Source organism: Halioxenophilus aromaticivorans (assembly GCF_042850945.1).
Lineage (GTDB): Bacteria > Pseudomonadota > Gammaproteobacteria > Pseudomonadales > Cellvibrionaceae > Halioxenophilus > Halioxenophilus aromaticivorans.
The window spans coordinates 1,491,678-1,508,098 of sequence record NZ_AP031496.1 but is presented as its reverse complement, the minus strand read 5'-3'; the positions used below and the strand labels follow the sequence as shown (position 1 = coordinate 1,508,098).

Below are 16,421 nucleotides of genomic sequence, written 5' to 3'. Positions count from 1 at the left end.
CTTCAGCCGGCCCCAAAAATCCTATTCATAGGAATGATCGCTAGCCAACAAGTTCACCGGGGGTGTCGTATAGTTCGATGACATGTTATATCATTTTGCGACAGGAAAAAACGCGGGACTTAGGCTGATTTAAAATCCAGCCGAGTAAGCATGTAAGGGGCCTACAGTGCTGATTGGCATCTCAGATTTAATCTATCGTTACCACAAAAACAGCCAGCCAATATTGGATATTCCAACCTGGCAGGTTGAAGCTGGCGAACGAGTGTTTTTGCACGGGCCATCCGGCAGCGGTAAAACCACCTTGCTGAATCTCCTAGCCGGCATATTGGTGTGCAATCAAAAACATAACCCAGGTACTTTGGAAGTTTTAGGCCAGCCCTTACATCGGTTGAGACCAGGCCAGCGCGACCGTTGGCGGGCTCAACATATCGGCGTGGTGTTTCAACAATTTAATTTAATCCCCTATTTAAACGCTTTGCAAAATATTCAGCTTGGCGCTCACTTTGGCAAGGGCAAGGATACGAAATCGCACAGCCATGAGTTATTAGAGACTCTGGGCATTAACGCCAGCCTTGCCGAAAAAAAATGCAGCCAATTAAGCATTGGCCAACAGCAACGTGTGGCCATCGCCCGCAGTTTAATAAACCGCCCAGAGCTGTTAATTGTCGATGAGCCCACCTCGGCTTTGGACGCCGAAAACCGAGCGGCGTTTATGCAGCTGTTGTTGCGGCAAGTAGAAAAACACAATACCACCCTGTTATTTGTTAGCCACGACCTTTCACTCAGCGAGGGCATGACACGGGTAGAAGCCCTGAGTGACTTTAACCGGGCAGGAGCTAGGCAATGATTTTATTACGATTGGCGCTGGCCAGTGTATGGAGCCGTAAAGGCTCTGCCCTGCTCACTATAATGGCTATTGCGGTTAGCGTATTTGTGTTAATGGCGGTGGAGCAAGTTCGTTTACAAGCCAAAAACAGTTTCGGCAATACAGTATCGGGTATTGATTTAATTGTAGGCGCTCGCACCGGAGATATTAACTTATTGCTATATTCGGTATTTAGAATTGGCCACGCAACCAACAACGTAAGTTGGCAAAGCTACCAACAGTTTGCCAGCAATCCACAGGTGGCCTGGACAATCCCCATCGCTCTTGGAGACTCTCACAAGGGGTTTCCTGTGGTGGGCACCAACAGCAATTATTTTACGCACTTTAATTACGGCAATAAAAAGCCATTGAGTTTTAGCCAAGGAAAGCCCTTTAACTCAACCTACGATGTTGTACTGGGCAGCGAGGTAGCGCGCAAACTGGGTTATTCCATTGGCCACAGTTTAGAATTGGCTCACGGTATGGCTAGCACCAGTTTTAGCAAACACACCGGTAGCCCATTTAAAACCGTGGGTATTTTATCTTCCACGGGCACACCGGTGGACCAAGCACTGTACGTACCACTGGCAGCAATTGATGCCATCCACGCCGGCTGGCAGCAAGGTGCAGCAACGCCAACAAACCGTAAGCCAGAAGAGCACAAACATGAGCATGAGCATGAGCATGAGCATGAGCACGAAGATCTTAACGGCGATGTAAGCCTTTCTGCGTATATGGTGGGCTTAAAATCAAAACTCGCCACCTTCACATTGCAACGCACAATAAACAACTACCCAGAAGAACCGCTTTCGGCAATTCTGCCCGGCGTTACTCTCAGCCAACTGTGGCAATTGATGGCCACCATGGAAAACACCCTACGCGTTATCTCTTTGCTGGTATTGCTGGCTGCGGAATTTGGGTTGGCGGCCATGCTATTGGCCTCCATTCGCGAGCGCAACCGAGAAATAACCGTGCTGCGAGCCATAGGAGCTCCACCCTGGCTGGTGTTACTGTTGATTCAGGCCGAAGCTTTTATTATTACCACCTTGGGTTGCCTCCTGGGCTTGGCGTTACTAAGCGCAGTGCTGGCTGTGGCCGCCCCCATCCTTGCCGACCACTATGGCTTATTAATCAGCGCAAACCTGCTAACGCCCACCACCGTTATATTACTGGGGCTTATTATTGCCAGCGTATTCATCGTGGCATTTATCCCCAGTTTTTCCGCTTACCGCCAGGCAACTCTTAAACAATTCTAAAACCGACCGGTATGAAAGCGCTCATTTAAGGTTAGTTTCAGGCCAACTGCGTATACTCATCTGGACAACAACTCACTGCAGATGGCCACATATCATAACTCTATTAACCAAATTCGAAACAGACTTCAGCGCAAGCACTGGCGATAAAAAATATAATTGACGAAAGTGCATTCAATAGCCCCAGTTATTGGTCGTGCCAATAATAGAAAATACTCTTTACTAACGTCTGTAAAAAGCGGCAAGGAAGTCGTCTTAGGATGAAATTGCATTAAAATACTAGCCGGAAACATTTTCTTATGTTGTTTAATTTAATCACCAGCGCTGGGCTGACTAATCCCAAGCGTTTACTCTCCTCGGGCGCTGCCGTAATAGCGGCCCTTATGCTAAACGCCTGTGGTAGTGATACCTCTAATTCAGACCAGAACCAAACGGACACCATGCCAACGCTGCTGGTAGAACAAGCCGCCCCATCCGCCCCTCAAGCCTTATTAGACAGAGACGCGCACTTTTCCAAGCCCTATATAGACATCGACGAAATGCGCGATGCGCCTGTGCCGCACCGCTATATTCACGGCGGTTTTAGCGGCACGCAAACTCGGTTCTCCTATTATTTCCCTCCAAAAGACCTATACCAGGGGCGGTTTTTTCAACACATTACTCCGGTACCGCTAAGCGAGAACCTAGCGCAAGAAATGCCCGCCGGCATGTACAACAAAATTGGCTTCTCAATAGACAGCGGCGCTTATTTTGTTGAAACCAATGGTGGCGACGACTCGACCCTGGCGTCCATCGGTACCTCGCCACAGGATCCAACCATCACCGCCTACCGGGCTAACGCTGCAGCGGCGCAATACTCCCGCGCAGTTGCTCAAGCCATCTACCAAACAGATGAACGCCCTTATGGCTATGCCTATGGTGGTTCCGGTGGCGGTTATCGCACCGTTGGTTCGGCGGAGAACACCCAAGGCGTATGGGATGGTGTTGTACCCTATGTACTGGGCTCAAGTATGGCCATCCCCAATATGTTTACCGTACGCATGCACGCCATGCGTATTTTACAAGATAATTTCCCGAGCATTATCGATGCAGTGGACGCGGGTGGTAGCGATCCCTACGCTGGTTTAACCGATTTGCAACGCAAGGCCTACACCGAAGTTACCCGCATGGGCTTTCCACCAGAATCTTGGTACGGCTATAAGACCATGGGTATCCACGGCTTTGCCGCTTTGTACGGCGGCGTAAGAATGGCAGACCCAGGCTACTTTACCGAATTCTGGACAACTCCCGGCTACCTTGGCCACGACGATCCCACCGCCTTTGACGGTTATCGTATTCAATTTGAAAGCAAAATCACCGAACTTATTACCGCTAAACAAGCGGCAGAAGCCAATATCTCTACCGATGCATCCAACACCGAAAATCGCGGTGGCGTAGACGAAGCCTTCACCATGTCCGCCGACGAAGCCAGCAAAGTTGTCGCATTTAAATTGGCAGCCACACCGCCCAAGGTGCAGTTTTTGGGCGGCGACCTAGTCATCAACAGCGGTTCAGCTGAGGGTAAAGAACTGACCCTGGCCCACATCAAGGAAGACATTATCGTACTGGGCATGAACGACCAAACCTTGGTAGATTCTCTAGCCGTGGGAGATAAAGTACGTGTGGATAACTCCAACTTTTTGGCGGTGCAAACTTACCATCGCCACCAAGTACCGGGGCCAGATTTCCCCGCCTGGGATCAATTCCGCGATGCCGAAGGTAAACCTATTTATCCCCAGCGCCCATTTTTAATAGGGCCAATGTTTGTGCAAAACACCGTGGGTTCGCAAATGACCGGCGAAGTGGACGAAAAGGTCATCCTCGTTGCATCGTTGTTAGATAGAGAAGCCATGCCTTGGCAGGCCGATTGGTACCTCAAACGCGTGCAAGCCTACCACGGCGATAAAGCCGACGATCAAGTGCGCCTGTACTACACCGACCGAGCGCTGCACGGCGACCAACCTCAAGCAAGCGAATTTACCCGCATCGTTAGCTACCAAGGAATGCTGCAACAAGCCCTGCGAGACCTAGCCGCCTGGGCAGAGAAAGGCACCCCCCCACCGGCCAGCGACAACTACCAGATTGTCGATGCCCAGGTAGTGATTCCTGATAACGCACAACAGCGCAAAGGGATACAACCGGTGGTAAATATCCACACCGGTGATAGCGAACGCATCGAGGTAAAAGCCGGCGAACCTGTGGAGTTCAGCGGTGAAATTACAGTACCACCCGGTGTAGGCAAGGTAGTAGCGGCTGAATGGGATTTCGATGGCTCCGGCGAATTCGCCACCAAGGTCGAAGTAACCCCAGGTAAAGAAACCGTAACGGTAACCACGCAATACACGTTTAACCAACCCGGTACGTATTTCGTCGTGCTACGAGGGGCATCCCATCGTGAGGGCGATATGACCACCGACTATGCCAAGTTATACAATTTAGATCGATTGCGGGTGGTGGTTCAATAGAAAGGATTTCCCGCAGTGGCCGTAGCCTCTGCGGGATTTTTATTTACTGGATAGACAGATACTAAAAATAGACTGAAAGTGAAAACTCACTGAAAAGCCGCATTGGGAGACTCTTCGTCACGCGGCTCCGCAGGCGGGATCTCTTCCCCATCTTCAACAATAATTACTTTGCCTTTACCGCTTTTAATTTTTTTGGCAAATTCTTCAGAGACGTAGCACCTGCCGGGGTGCTCAGCTAAGCTGATATACTGAATTTTATCTGGATCGAATTCCACGTCTATCCCGATAAAAGGCTTAGTAACGCCCTTAACCGCCACCCAGGCCCCGTTACATCTTTCCTCATCTAACATAGCAACACGTAATCGGATTGTTGAAGGAAGATCAATGATTGCTGTTCTTTCCTTAGAAGGGAGCAAGGACCAGTATCCGTCATGAAACGCAAGATAGCCCTTCACCTCAATGTGACGCTGGCTGAACTGGCTGGGATTCGCCAGTATCGAATAAATTGAAACCGGTTCAAAACCGCCGTCGGGATAGGTATCCGGCGGCGTACCACGCATCTTTTCAGAGCAACCGCTCAATCCAGCTAATACCATCCCAAAAAGCCCAGCCCGCTTAAATTGCTCAGTGATTTGCCGCAATTGCATACTCTTCTACTTTATCTTTTTCGATCACCCAATACTCTCTAGTATTAAATGTTTTCACATAAATGGGGGCACTAATACGTTCTGAAATATCTTGATAGATAGTTATGCGAGACGGCGTTAGAGCTTTTAGTTTACCCAAGCAAATAACCAATGCCTTAACGCCGTCGCGGGAGTCAATCGGCCTTTTAGTCGGTGTTATCCCCTCTGCTAATGGGCTACTAATCGTGCAAACACAATTTCCTTCGACAACATCAGCCTGGGGCCACGTAAACTCAAAGTTGACGTGTTTCTCAGATTTATCTCTGTACCACCCGGCATCGTAAGCAGTGACTATCGATCCCTGCCCATCCTGATACTGCTGTACCGCCTTGGTACAGCGGTTAAACGCTTTATCCACCGTTGCCTCAAGCGTACTAGCGCCGTCCGGGTATGTTCTCCAGGTAGTAAAAATTCTCGTCAATGCGTCACTCATGGCTATATCCTATATTTTTGAATGATAGGACAAGTTACTTACATGGTAGCCATAAGCCAACTTTAGTTCACCTATGAATATTTTGTTATGTGTTCTGAATAACAATATGGGAAATAAAATACAGGCACTTAGACCGGAGCGGCACCAGCTCCATCTTTCTATCACCTGCTAAGTGTAAATCGATAGAGGGCCAACTATAAGCCCTCTAACCCAAGTTACCTAACTATCAAGCCCTTAGCTCAAAGCCCCAGCAACCTTCATACAAATATCCTCCACCTGGGAAGCCTTTTTCAAAGATTTAACCGCCGGTGCAGGCATATCTGGCTTGGCAGCCAGGGCCAGTTTATCGGCCTCTGCCTTTTTAGAACATTCCACCGGCAATACCGACTGCGCATAGGTTGCCAGTAACACCGGCGATAACGCGCTGTTGATATTTTCCAGCGGGGCCAGGATATCTGTTTTTAAACTGGTCTGTAGTGCAAATTGTTCCACTGCAAATAACATGGCCAATATAGACCGCATTTGCGTGTAGGATTTATCGCTCTCCACATTGGCTACCTCTTGCAGCCATTGCCGTTTGGCTTCACTGTCCGCCGCCTGGGCCAAGGCTACCCATTCGTTTAACTGGGCGTTGGCAGAGTTATCTTGCTCGGTGAGTTTTTCCACCCACACGGTGCCCTCGGCGGCGCCTTCTCTTACCAGCGCACCGGCCAGGCTCCATTGATCATCAATACTCAACTCCGCCGCCTCTAACAGCGCACGGGCGTTAGCCAGTTGTTCGCTGGAATGCAGAGTATCCATCCAAAAACCCAACCAGCTGTGTTTTAAAGAGTCATCCGTGGCTTGCTGGTATTGCTGCCATGCCATGGCTTCTAATTTAGCGCGGTATTCAGTGGCGGCTGCTTTGGCCTCTGGCACTTGTTGTTGCGCCAGCACCAAAAACCCATAAACCGAAGACACCACATTTAATTGGGTAGAAAGCACACCATCGTTGGCCTCACCGGCCAAATGTTTTAACGCCATATCTAAATAGGCAGGCGCGGTTAATTCGCCGGCGTATACCGACTCTTTTAAGCTGCGCCAAATCATGCCTCGTTCTACCGGGTTATTAAATTCCGGCAGGTGATCTTGCAGATAGGCAATGGAGGTTTCATCCAACAAAATGGTGGCAAAGGTGTAATCCGATACATTGGGCAACACAAACGCCGGGCAGGGTTTACCAATGGCGTCAGCCTGCGGGTTGTGCTCTGCGGTTAGGTGAGCATCAAAGGTGGTACGCTCGCCACTGCTATCCACCAACAAAACATCCAAGCTGTGCTCTCGCACGGCACCGCTGACATTTGCCGGCTGCTGAATTAAATCAAATTCTGCTATCACATCGTTTTCGCAAATGAATTGTGCTTTTAACGCATTAACGCCAGATTGCATTAACCAGCTTTGCGTCCAGGCGGATAAATCACGCTCGGCCACATCGCCCAGGGTGCCAATGAAATCGGTTAATTGCGTATTTTGCCAAGCGTAGGTTTTAAAATACTGTGCAATACCCTGCTGAAAAGAATCCTTACCTAAAAGGTGCTGCAATTGAATTAACGAAGACGCGCCCTTGGCGTAGGTAATGCCATCAAAGCTGGACATCACCACATCGGTGTTATAAATATCCTGCACAATGGGGTGGGTGGTTATCCACTGGTCTTCGCTGTAACCCCAGGATTTACGCCGAGTAGAAAACAATTCCATGGCACCGGTGTATTCGGTGGCCTCGGCGGTGGCTTGGTTGCCCATTAAATCGGCAAAGCTTTCGTTAAGCCATAAATCATCCCACCACTGCATGGTAACCAAATCGCCAAACCAGTGGTGCGCCATTTCGTGCATTACCACAATGGCCATGGTTTCTCGGTCGGCTTTGGTTTGCTCCCGGCGGGGTTGCAAGCGCTCGGCAAAGGTTACCGCGCCCACGTTTTCCATGGCGCCAAACACAAATTCTGGCACCAGTACTTGGTCGTATTTGGTAAAGGGGTAATCCGTGCCAAAGTAGCTTTCAAAATAATCAAACCCTTGTCGGGTAACGGTAAACCACTCTTGCACTTCTACGTGTTCTGAATAGCTTTTGCGCGCAAATAAGCGCAGCGGAATACGAAACGGCTCCGCCTCCTCCCACATCTTGTAAGGGCCGGCGTGCAAAGAAATTAAATAGGTACTGAAAGTTTCGCTAGGGGCGAATTGCCACTGCTTGCGCTGGGAGGATACGTCGGTAACCGAGGTCTCCCGGGTGGCGCTAATCACCTGCCAGTGGGACGGTGCCTCAACCGTTAGGGTGTAAGTGGCTTTTAAGTCGGGCTGGTCAAAACCGGGGAACACCTTATTAAAATCCCAGGACTCAAACTGCGAATACACATAGCTTTCGCCATCTACTGGGTCTTCAAACCAATGCAGGCCACGGCCATCCCGGCGATAGGGGTGGGTGTACTCCACCACCACGGTTTGCTCGCCCTCGCTGAGCACCGCGCTTGGCAGGGTAATAAAGTAGCCGTTGTGGTCCACCGCCACCGCCGCGCCATTGACGCTAAGGGAAGTAACCGTGCCCTCCACAAAATCCAAGGTGATAGGGCTGCTAGCATCGGCCAGCTCAAAGGTTATCTTGGCGGTGCCGTTAAAGGGCTTGTTCTGCGCAGGCAGGCTGAGCTGCAACTGGTAGTGTACGTTGCTAATACGCTCGGCGCGGTACTGGGCCTGGCTGCGAGACAAAAACTCGGCCACCTGGCGGGGCTCTACTTGGGCCGTAGTTTCGACTACATCTACATCGGTATTGGGCTCGGAACAGGCCGTTAGCACCACCATAACGGGCAGAGCAAGGGTGCGGGCTACGCGGGTGATCATTAAGAAGTTACCTTATAGTCTGAATTCAAGAATGTGTGCTTCAGCACACTTAGCGAAGAGACGACTGAGCTTGCCATATTCTCAATGAACGGCACAGCCCTGCTCTAGCATACATCTCTCACAAGGAGCACTCCGCACGCCAAACCGTAGTAAAACAGCCTGGGCAAGTTTTTATGCCGAATCTGACAAGAGACGCACAGTAATCTCCGCTAGCCTATACCCACTATGGCGTTGCCACCCCCAGGCGGTTGGTGCGCCTATTCTTTGGGGATAATTAAAAACGGGTATGTGGGAGTTTGTATGGCGAACTGGTTGATCAGCGGCGCAGCCAAGGGGCTTGGGCTGCATTTATCCAAGGCCCTTTTGGCACAGGGCCATAAGGTGGTGGGGTTAATTCGCAACACGGAGGATTGCGCCATGTTTCAGGCCCTGGCTCCCGGCGCCAGCTTTGCAGTGCAGTTTAATGTGGCCGATACCAGCGGAACTGCGGCGGCCGTGCAGGCTGCAGTGGACTTGGCCGGGCCTATTGATGTGTTGGTAAACAACGCAGGCTACGGCTACACCGGCGCCATAGAAGAAATACCCCTAGCAGAAATGCGCGCGCTGTTTGACGTAAACCTGTTTGGCGCTATTGCGCTGATTCAGGCGGTGTTGCCGGCCATGCGATCCCGGCGGGCGGGATTGATTATTAACGTATCCTCGGTGAGCGGGTTGGCGCCTTGGGCGGGCTCGGCTATTTATGGTGCCTCTAAATTTGCCATGGAATGCATTGGCCGCACCCTGCGCGATGAAGTAAAACCCTTGGGAATACGGGTAGTTAACGTGGCACCGGGCGGCATGCGCACGCACTTTGGCGGTGGCTCGCTAAAAGGCGCCGAGCCCACCATAGCCGACTACGCTATCACCGCGCACCTGGCACGCCCCACCCTGGCCAACCACCAAGGTGAAGAACCCAGCGACCCGGCAAAAGTTGCCAAAGAAATTATTGCCGTAAGCGAACAAGCAGAGCCACCCGCCCTACTGCTGCTGGGGCCAGATGCCTACAAATACGCCACCTACCATTTTGCCGAGCTGGCGGAACAGATCGATACCTGGAAAAGCGTGACGTTATCTACCGAGGCCTAGCCGAACTATTTGGGGGGTTTCGAGCGGTTGTTACTGGCCTATAAAAAGCGAAAGCCCTGATGGGCAATCTTTAATGCGGCCAAAATATAAAGGCACGCGAATTACCCAAACGCTAAACCGGCGCTAACGGGCCCGCGTTAAATATGCCCAGCCCCTTATCGTTTAATTCATACCCCACGCGGGAAGAGCGCTCGTTTTTATAGGTTAGGGTAATCAGATTTAAATCGGATGCTAGGTGCACGCATTCTCGAATTACCAGCGCGTGTTCTACATCAAACACCCGGGCGAACTTGCGGCTGTCTTGGGCAATTTCTTCCCAGGCAGCGGCCAGCACCAGTGGCCCAATAGGGCTTAAAAACGCAAGCCCTGTAGACTCGGCGGCGGCAAAGGCCGCTGCCAACTTTTCTGCCGAATCCAATTTTATTCGCCGTGGGGTTCGATGCGCACCATTACCGATTTGGACGTGGGCGTAAAGCTCTGCGTGCCCACCGTTTGGTGCGGTACCAATTCGTTCATTTCCGGGTAATAGCCGGCAATGCAGCCCCTGGGAATATCGTAGGACACCAAGCGAAAACCACGGCAGGCGCGCACTCGGCCGTCGTTATAACAGCCGACGACATCTACAATGTCATCGGCCTTGGCACCAATGCGCTTAATATCGTCGGCGTGCATAAACACCACATTACGAATGCCGTACACACCGCGGTAGCGATCGTCCATGGCATACACGGTTGTGTTGTATTGATCATGGGAACGCAAGGTTTGCAGCACAAAGGTTGCCTCCTGCCCCTGGGCGGCCTGCCACTCGGTTTGATCGCGCAATTGGGCCACACCGAAGTTGGCCTTGTTGGTGGGTGTGTTCCATTCTCGCAGTGCCGCCGGGTTGCGTAACCAAAACCCGCGCGGTTTGCGCACCTGGGTGTTAAATTCGCCAAACATCGGCAGCACCCTGGCAATCATATCGCGTATTTTGTCGTGGTCGTCGGCCAGCGCATCCCAATCAACAACCTCGCTGCCCAGGGTGGCTTTGGCCACGCCGGCAATAATACCGATCTCAGACTTTAACTGATCAGATGCCGGTGTGTTGATGCCTGCCGAGCCGTGCACCATGGACATGGAATCCTCCACGGTAATCATCTGCCGCTCGCCTTTGGAATTCTTATCGATTTCTGTACGCCCCAGGCAGGGCAGCACATAAGAAACCTTACCCGGCATTAAATGGCCGTGGTTTAGCTTGGTGGCAATATTAACGGTTAAATCCAGCTTGCCCATGGCCTCTGCCACCAGCGTGCTGTCTGGTACGGCTCGGGCAAAATTACCGCCCAATGCAAAAAATGCTTTGGCCGAGCCATTCAACATAGCACCAATGGCATCCGCAACATTGTGGCCAGGCTCACGCGGCAAGGTCACACCCAGTTCTTTTTCTAAGGCATCCATAAAAGCCGCTGGCGCTTTCTCGTTAATACCCACGGTGCGGTCGCCCTGAACATTGGAATGCCCGCGCACCGGGCATAGGCCGGCACCCTCGCGGCCGATGTTGCCGCGTAAAAACATAAACGAGGCGATTTCTCGGATGGTATCCACCGAATGCAAGTGCTGAGTAATGCCCATGGCCCAGGTAACGATGACTTTATCGGCGTTTAGGTACAGCTCCGCGGCGCGGGTGATATCGGCACGGCTGAGGCCGGATTGCGCCTCAATATGCTGCCAATCGGTGGCTCGCACAATATCGCACCAATCTTCAAAGCCGGAGGTGTGCCCGGCGATAAAGTCGTGGTCCAACACCGGTGGCTGCCCCTCGGCACGGGCCTTATCTTCGGCTTCCAACACCACCTTGGACATCCCCCGAAACAGCGCCATATCGCCGCCGAGCCTTGGTTGAAAGTACTCGGTAGAGGTTGGCTGGGAGCCACCGACGATCATCTCAATTTTATTTTGCGGATCGGCAAATCGATGCAGGCCCTTTTCTTTTAAAGTATTAAAAACGCACACCTTGGCGCCACGCTCAATCACCTCACGCAGGGTTGCCAGCATACGCGGATGGTTGGTGCCCGGATTTTGGCCCACGCAGTACACTAAATCGGCCTGCTCAAAATCTTCCAACTGCACCGTGCCCTTACCAATGCCAATGGCCTCGGTTAACGCAACACCACTGGCCTCGTGGCACATATTGGAGCAGTCCGGAAAGTTGTTGGTGCCAAATAACCGCACAAACAACTGGTATAAAAACGCGGCCTCATTGCTGGCCCGGCCAGAAGTATAAAATTCGGCTTGGTTGGGGGTTTCTAACGCGTTCAATGCCTGGGCAATGCCTTCAAAGGCCGCCGACCAAGAGACCTCTTCGTAATGGTCGGTTTGGGCGTTATAACGCAGTGGAGCCGTTAACCGGCCCAGGTGTTCCAAATCGTGGTCCGACCAGGTTTGTAAGCTAGCCACCGAATGCTCACGCAGAAAATCCGCCGTCACTCGGGCGCGGGTAGCCTCCCAGGCCACCGCCTTAACACCGTTTTCACAAAACTCAAACGAGCTGCCGTGTTCAGGGTCGCCCCAGGCGCAACCAGGGCAGTCAAAGCCATCGGCCTGGTTCAGCTTGAGTAGCGTTTTAGCCCCGGTTACCGCTTGGCCGGTGCCCATAAGCTGCTTGCCAACGCTTTTTAGCGCCCCCCAACCACCCGCGGCGGAAGAGGGCTTTTTAATGTGTTCGTCTTTTGGCATCTTAGGGCTCCACAATTGCTACGGCTCTTACGAATTTTAATTGGCTCAGTCGCCTCTTCAGCCTGCTCGGTTTTGGCCTTAGCAACCATTGTTGCGCAGGCTTGGTAGCGAGCAAAACTTCGGCGGCAGCAGCGCTTGGCGCATCCTTAGGGTGCGTGTTCACCAAAGGGTGCTTAGCTGCCACCGGCTGTGTGGACAGGTTGGCAAAAAACGCGATGATAAGCAACGCCGCCATGCAGTAGACAATGGTGTTGCATAAAGACGATGCGGGCTCCACCGTTCCCTCTAGGGTAATTTCCATCAAGCAGGATCAGGTGACGGTATTGGTTAACACCAAGATATTATACTGCGTTGCCGGGGCAGCAAATTCACCGGCAAATGTTGCCAGGTCTATCGCTGAAACCAGCAGAATAAACCCGGCGCCAACACAGCCAATCCCATTAAAAAAAATAGCTCATCAATACTCGCGGTAAATCAGGTATTCGAGCAGATCTACACATAAAAAAGCGGGCTCTATTTACCGAGGCCTACAGGGTTTTATTTTGTACGGGTTCGGGTTCGGGTTCAGGTTCGGGTTTTGGCCGCTATTAACAGCCTAAAAGTAAAAGGCTACAAATTTAACACGCTGGCCAACTGCGCCAAGGCTGCCATGCGCTTAGCATCCCAACCGTGGGCAAAGCTGATGCGCAGGCAGTGGCTAAATTGGCCCGATACCGAAAACAACGGGCCAGGGGTTATTACCACCCCCTGCTCCAAACCCAAGGGGTAGGCCGCCAAGGTATCCACGTGGCCGGGTAGCTCTACCCACGCCGCCAAGCCACCCTCGGGAACACTGGCCCGTACCGGCCCCGGCCAACTGTGCAGCTGGGCGAGTAATTGATCTCGGTTAGTGCGCAACTGCTGGCGCTGGCGGCGCAGGTGGGCACCATAGCTGCCATCGGCCATAAACACCGCTACGCCTTGCTGTAAAAAGCGGCTACTGGCCAATTGCGTAACTAACTTCAAATGCTGAATACGGCCATGCCAGCGCGCACCGGATACCCAACCCAAACGCAAATCGCGGGAAAGACTTTTCGAAAACGAACTGCATAAAATAACTCGGTTATCGGCATCCATTGCTTTGAGCGGATCGGGTGCGGTGCTTTGGGCGGTATCGGCGTAGATGTCGTCTTCAATAATGGCCAGGTTGTGCTGCTGGGCCAAATCTAAAAGCCGTTGCCTAGCGGCTATTGGCATTAAGGCCCCACCCGGTGTGGCAAACGCCGGCGATACCACACAGGCGCGCACATCCCACCGCTTAAGCACATCCGCCAGGGCATCCATATCCATACCCGTAGCCACCGAGGTGGGTACCTCAACCACGCGCAGCTCTAACTGTTGCAGCAGCTGCAACACGCCATAAAAACCCGGTGACTCCACCGCCACCACATCCCCTGGTTGGCAGGTGGCCATCAACGCCAAAAACAACGCGTGCTGGCAGCCAGAGGTAATGCATAACTGATTGGGCTGCACCGGCCAGCCCCGGCGGGCGTTGTGCAGGGCAATTTGCTCGCGCAGAGTGCTGTCCCCGGCTGGGTCATCATAGTATTGGTAATCGGCACCGCGCTGGCGGCGAAGGGCGCGGCCAACGCAGCGGTTTAAGGCGACTATGCCTGGGGGCAAATCATCGCTGTTGGGCCCGGGCAGCAAATCGAAGGCGGCGCTGCGGCGCATAATATCCAACAATAAATCGCTTACATTTACCAAACGCGGTGGCTCTACCGCCGCTTGGGTTTCGCCAACACCGCTGGCAAGCCCGTTGGGAAAAGACCCGCTGGGGGCCGGCACCATCGCAGGCTTTACCGCCACAAAATACCCGGCCTTGGGCCGTGCCTCTAATAGGCCTTGGGCCTCTAGGCGCTGCAACGCATGTTGCACCGTGGCCTTGGATAAACCGCGCTCTTGGCACAGGGTGCGGATAGACGGCAGCCGCTCCCCGGCCCGCCAGCGCTGCTCCGTAATGCCCTGCCGCAACCAGTGCTCTAGCTGTTGATATCGGTATTGCCCGCTCATTACTGCTTGTCTTTGCTTTTACGTCTGTTTTGCCACATCTGCCGTTAGCCACCTTTGCCCATTTTGGCCCACCTATCTCCAACCAGGGCCATCCAGTTCCACCCATTACCAACTAAGACCACCTAAACCCACTCAATTGCCAGCTAGGCAGACCCACAGCAATCTGTACCTATTAATTTTAATAAATGTATACCTGACCCTATCCAAAGTACAAGCGTAACCTGCCCACCAGAAAATACGCGGGGATCACCAGGTGCAAAAAATACCAACCGTACAGCTACAAACTCCGGCCGATAATGGCGATGGCAAAATACACGTGCGCCTTACCGAGGGCCTGTATCAAAATATTCGCAGGCTAATCAGCTGGCCCCTGCTGGGCCTGTTTTTTGGCTTAGTGTGGGTACAACACAATGGCCAGCCGTGGCTGTTGTTCTCGTTTGCGCAGCACAAAATCATCGTATTTGGCCACGCCTACTCCTGGTTTGATTTGACCCTACTGGCTGGCCTAATGGTGGCCGGCGCATTTTTGCTGTGTATTATGGCCGTGGCCTGGGGCCGCGTGTGGTGCGGCTTTGCCTGCCCGCAAAGCATTTGGACATGGCTATTTATACGCATAGAGCAACTCACCGAAGGCCGTGCCAGCCAAAGAGCCCGCCGCGAAGGCCAGCCACTCACCGCCAAACAAAACCTAATGCGCATAGCCAAGCACACCTTATGGCTACTACTAGCCCTGGCCACCGCCATCACCTTTACCGGCTACTTTGTGCCCGTGCGAGACATATTCGCCTCGGCAACCACTCTACAACTGAGCCCCCTACTGCTGGGCTGGCTATTGATAATGAGCGCCCTAACCTACCTCAACGCCGGCCTAGTGCGAGAAAAAATCTGCCTGCACGCCTGCCCCTACTCCCGCATACAAGGCGTAATGTTTGACCAACACACGCGCACCGTAAGCTACGACGCTAGCAGAGGCGAGCCACGGGCCAGCAAACGTAAAAACACCGAACTTAATAACAACAAACACCAAGGCGACTGCGTAGACTGCAGCCTGTGCGTGCAAGTGTGCCCGGTGGGCATTGATATCCGCCAAGGGCTGCAAGCCGCCTGCATCGATTGCGGCGCCTGCATTGATGCCTGCGATAAAGTAATGGCCACACTCCAACGCTCCAAAGGCCTAATCCGCTTTGCATCCCTTGCCCAATTGGAAAACAAACCATCGCCACAGGCCCGCACCCGCTTGCTGGGCTACGCCGCCGCCCTACTACTGGCCACCAGCGCCGTGGCCTATGGCTTTACCCACACCACCAGCCTACAAGTAGCCATAAGCCGAGACAGAAACGCCCTAACCACCCACCTGGGCCAACACCACATCTGCAACAACTACCGCATAAAAGTAGAAAGCTTTAACCCCGATGAAACGCGAATAACCGTTACTGTAACCGGCACCGCCAACTACCAACTGTTTGGCCCAGCCGTGATTGACTTAAACGAAAATAGTGGTGAGTGGTTGGCGTATAGAGTGTGCGATGAAGCGGCCCAGCCAGGGGTGAGTGAGATTGTGTTTGGCTTTGAGGGGCAGGCGGTTAGGGTTGAGAAGGAGACGACGTTTTTGGGGGGTGGGTTTTGATGGGGTGGGTTGAGAGTGCCTTAAAGAGAGGACTCTAAACAGTAAGCTTTGGTACAAAAAACCGCCTCATTGAATGTGCTCCCATTCAGCACCGCTCGCCCGGCCCGCGCCTAACTTGGCAGTGCCTTTACTTTTAGATGTCTCGTGCTTGTTTTTGCCAGTGTTTTATTAGCCTTTTACCCGCTTTGTATCTATTTACTTTTTATCAGTTTTTGCATCGACCTTGCTGCTGGCCTCGTGTACACCAGATAGACAAAAGCACTTAATGTTCCATAATATGTACT

At 52.5% G+C, this 16,421-nt stretch carries 11 protein-coding genes; 5 read left to right on the top strand and 6 right to left on the bottom strand.

All coding sequences use genetic code 11. The annotated features are described in order from the left end of the window. The first annotated feature begins 166 nt into the window (after positions 1-166). From ACGHM3_RS06540 to ACGHM3_RS06530, 3 genes are all read left to right on the top strand, one after another. A complete protein-coding gene (locus tag ACGHM3_RS06540) occupies positions 167-847 on the top strand; it encodes an ABC transporter ATP-binding protein (protein ID WP_345427420.1) in 681 nt (226 codons plus the stop codon). Then, positions 844-2,121, top strand: coding sequence for an ABC transporter permease (locus ACGHM3_RS06535; RefSeq protein ID WP_345427418.1), 1,278 nt, complete (start codon positions 844-846; stop codon positions 2,119-2,121). The genes ACGHM3_RS06540 and ACGHM3_RS06535 overlap by 4 nt, the downstream gene beginning before the upstream one ends. A gap of 296 nt (positions 2,122-2,417) precedes the next feature. Beyond that, positions 2,418-4,622 (top strand): hypothetical protein, encoded by a 2,205-nt coding sequence (locus ACGHM3_RS06530; RefSeq protein ID WP_345427416.1) that lies wholly within the window; start codon positions 2,418-2,420, stop codon positions 4,620-4,622. An 86-nt stretch (positions 4,623-4,708) separates the two neighbouring features. Here the strand turns inward: ACGHM3_RS06530 and ACGHM3_RS06525 are convergent, their stop codons facing one another. The 3 genes from ACGHM3_RS06525 to pepN form a co-directional block, all read right to left on the bottom strand. Continuing rightward, the gene (locus tag ACGHM3_RS06525; RefSeq protein WP_345427415.1) at positions 4,709-5,269 is read right to left on the bottom strand and encodes a hypothetical protein; all 561 of its coding nucleotides are present in this window, start codon (positions 5,267-5,269) and stop codon (positions 4,709-4,711) included. Beyond that, positions 5,247-5,741, bottom strand: coding sequence for a hypothetical protein (locus ACGHM3_RS06520; RefSeq protein ID WP_345427413.1), 495 nt, complete (start codon positions 5,739-5,741; stop codon positions 5,247-5,249). The genes ACGHM3_RS06525 and ACGHM3_RS06520 overlap by 23 nt, the downstream gene beginning before the upstream one ends. Before the next feature lie 234 nt (positions 5,742-5,975). Next, complete coding sequence (pepN, locus tag ACGHM3_RS06515; protein WP_345427411.1) at positions 5,976-8,618, bottom strand: aminopeptidase N; 2,643 nt, start codon at positions 8,616-8,618, stop codon at positions 5,976-5,978. 300 nt (positions 8,619-8,918) lie between these two features. Between pepN and ACGHM3_RS06510 the strand changes: the two genes are divergently transcribed. After that, positions 8,919-9,743, top strand: coding sequence for an oxidoreductase (locus ACGHM3_RS06510; RefSeq protein WP_345427409.1), 825 nt, complete (start codon positions 8,919-8,921; stop codon positions 9,741-9,743). A 112-nt stretch (positions 9,744-9,855) separates the two neighbouring features. Here ACGHM3_RS06510 and ACGHM3_RS06505 read toward each other — a convergent pair whose 3' ends face one another. From ACGHM3_RS06505 to ACGHM3_RS06495, 3 genes are all read right to left on the bottom strand, one after another. Further along, on the bottom strand, positions 9,856-10,161 hold the full coding sequence (locus tag ACGHM3_RS06505; RefSeq protein WP_345427407.1) for a hypothetical protein: 306 nt from the start codon (positions 10,159-10,161) through the stop codon (positions 9,856-9,858). Between the two features lie 2 nt (positions 10,162-10,163). Next, on the bottom strand, positions 10,164-12,458 hold the full coding sequence (locus ACGHM3_RS06500; RefSeq protein ID WP_345427405.1) for an FdhF/YdeP family oxidoreductase: 2,295 nt from the start codon (positions 12,456-12,458) through the stop codon (positions 10,164-10,166). A gap of 609 nt (positions 12,459-13,067) precedes the next feature. Continuing rightward, positions 13,068-14,510: a PLP-dependent aminotransferase family protein gene (locus tag ACGHM3_RS06495; protein WP_345427403.1), complete on the bottom strand. Its 1,443-nt coding sequence runs from the start codon at positions 14,508-14,510 to the stop codon at positions 13,068-13,070. 253 nt (positions 14,511-14,763) lie between these two features. Between ACGHM3_RS06495 and ccoG the strand changes: the two genes are divergently transcribed. Next, complete coding sequence (gene ccoG / locus ACGHM3_RS06490; protein WP_345427401.1) at positions 14,764-16,137, top strand: cytochrome c oxidase accessory protein CcoG; 1,374 nt, start codon at positions 14,764-14,766, stop codon at positions 16,135-16,137. Positions 16,138-16,421 lie beyond the last annotated feature (284 nt).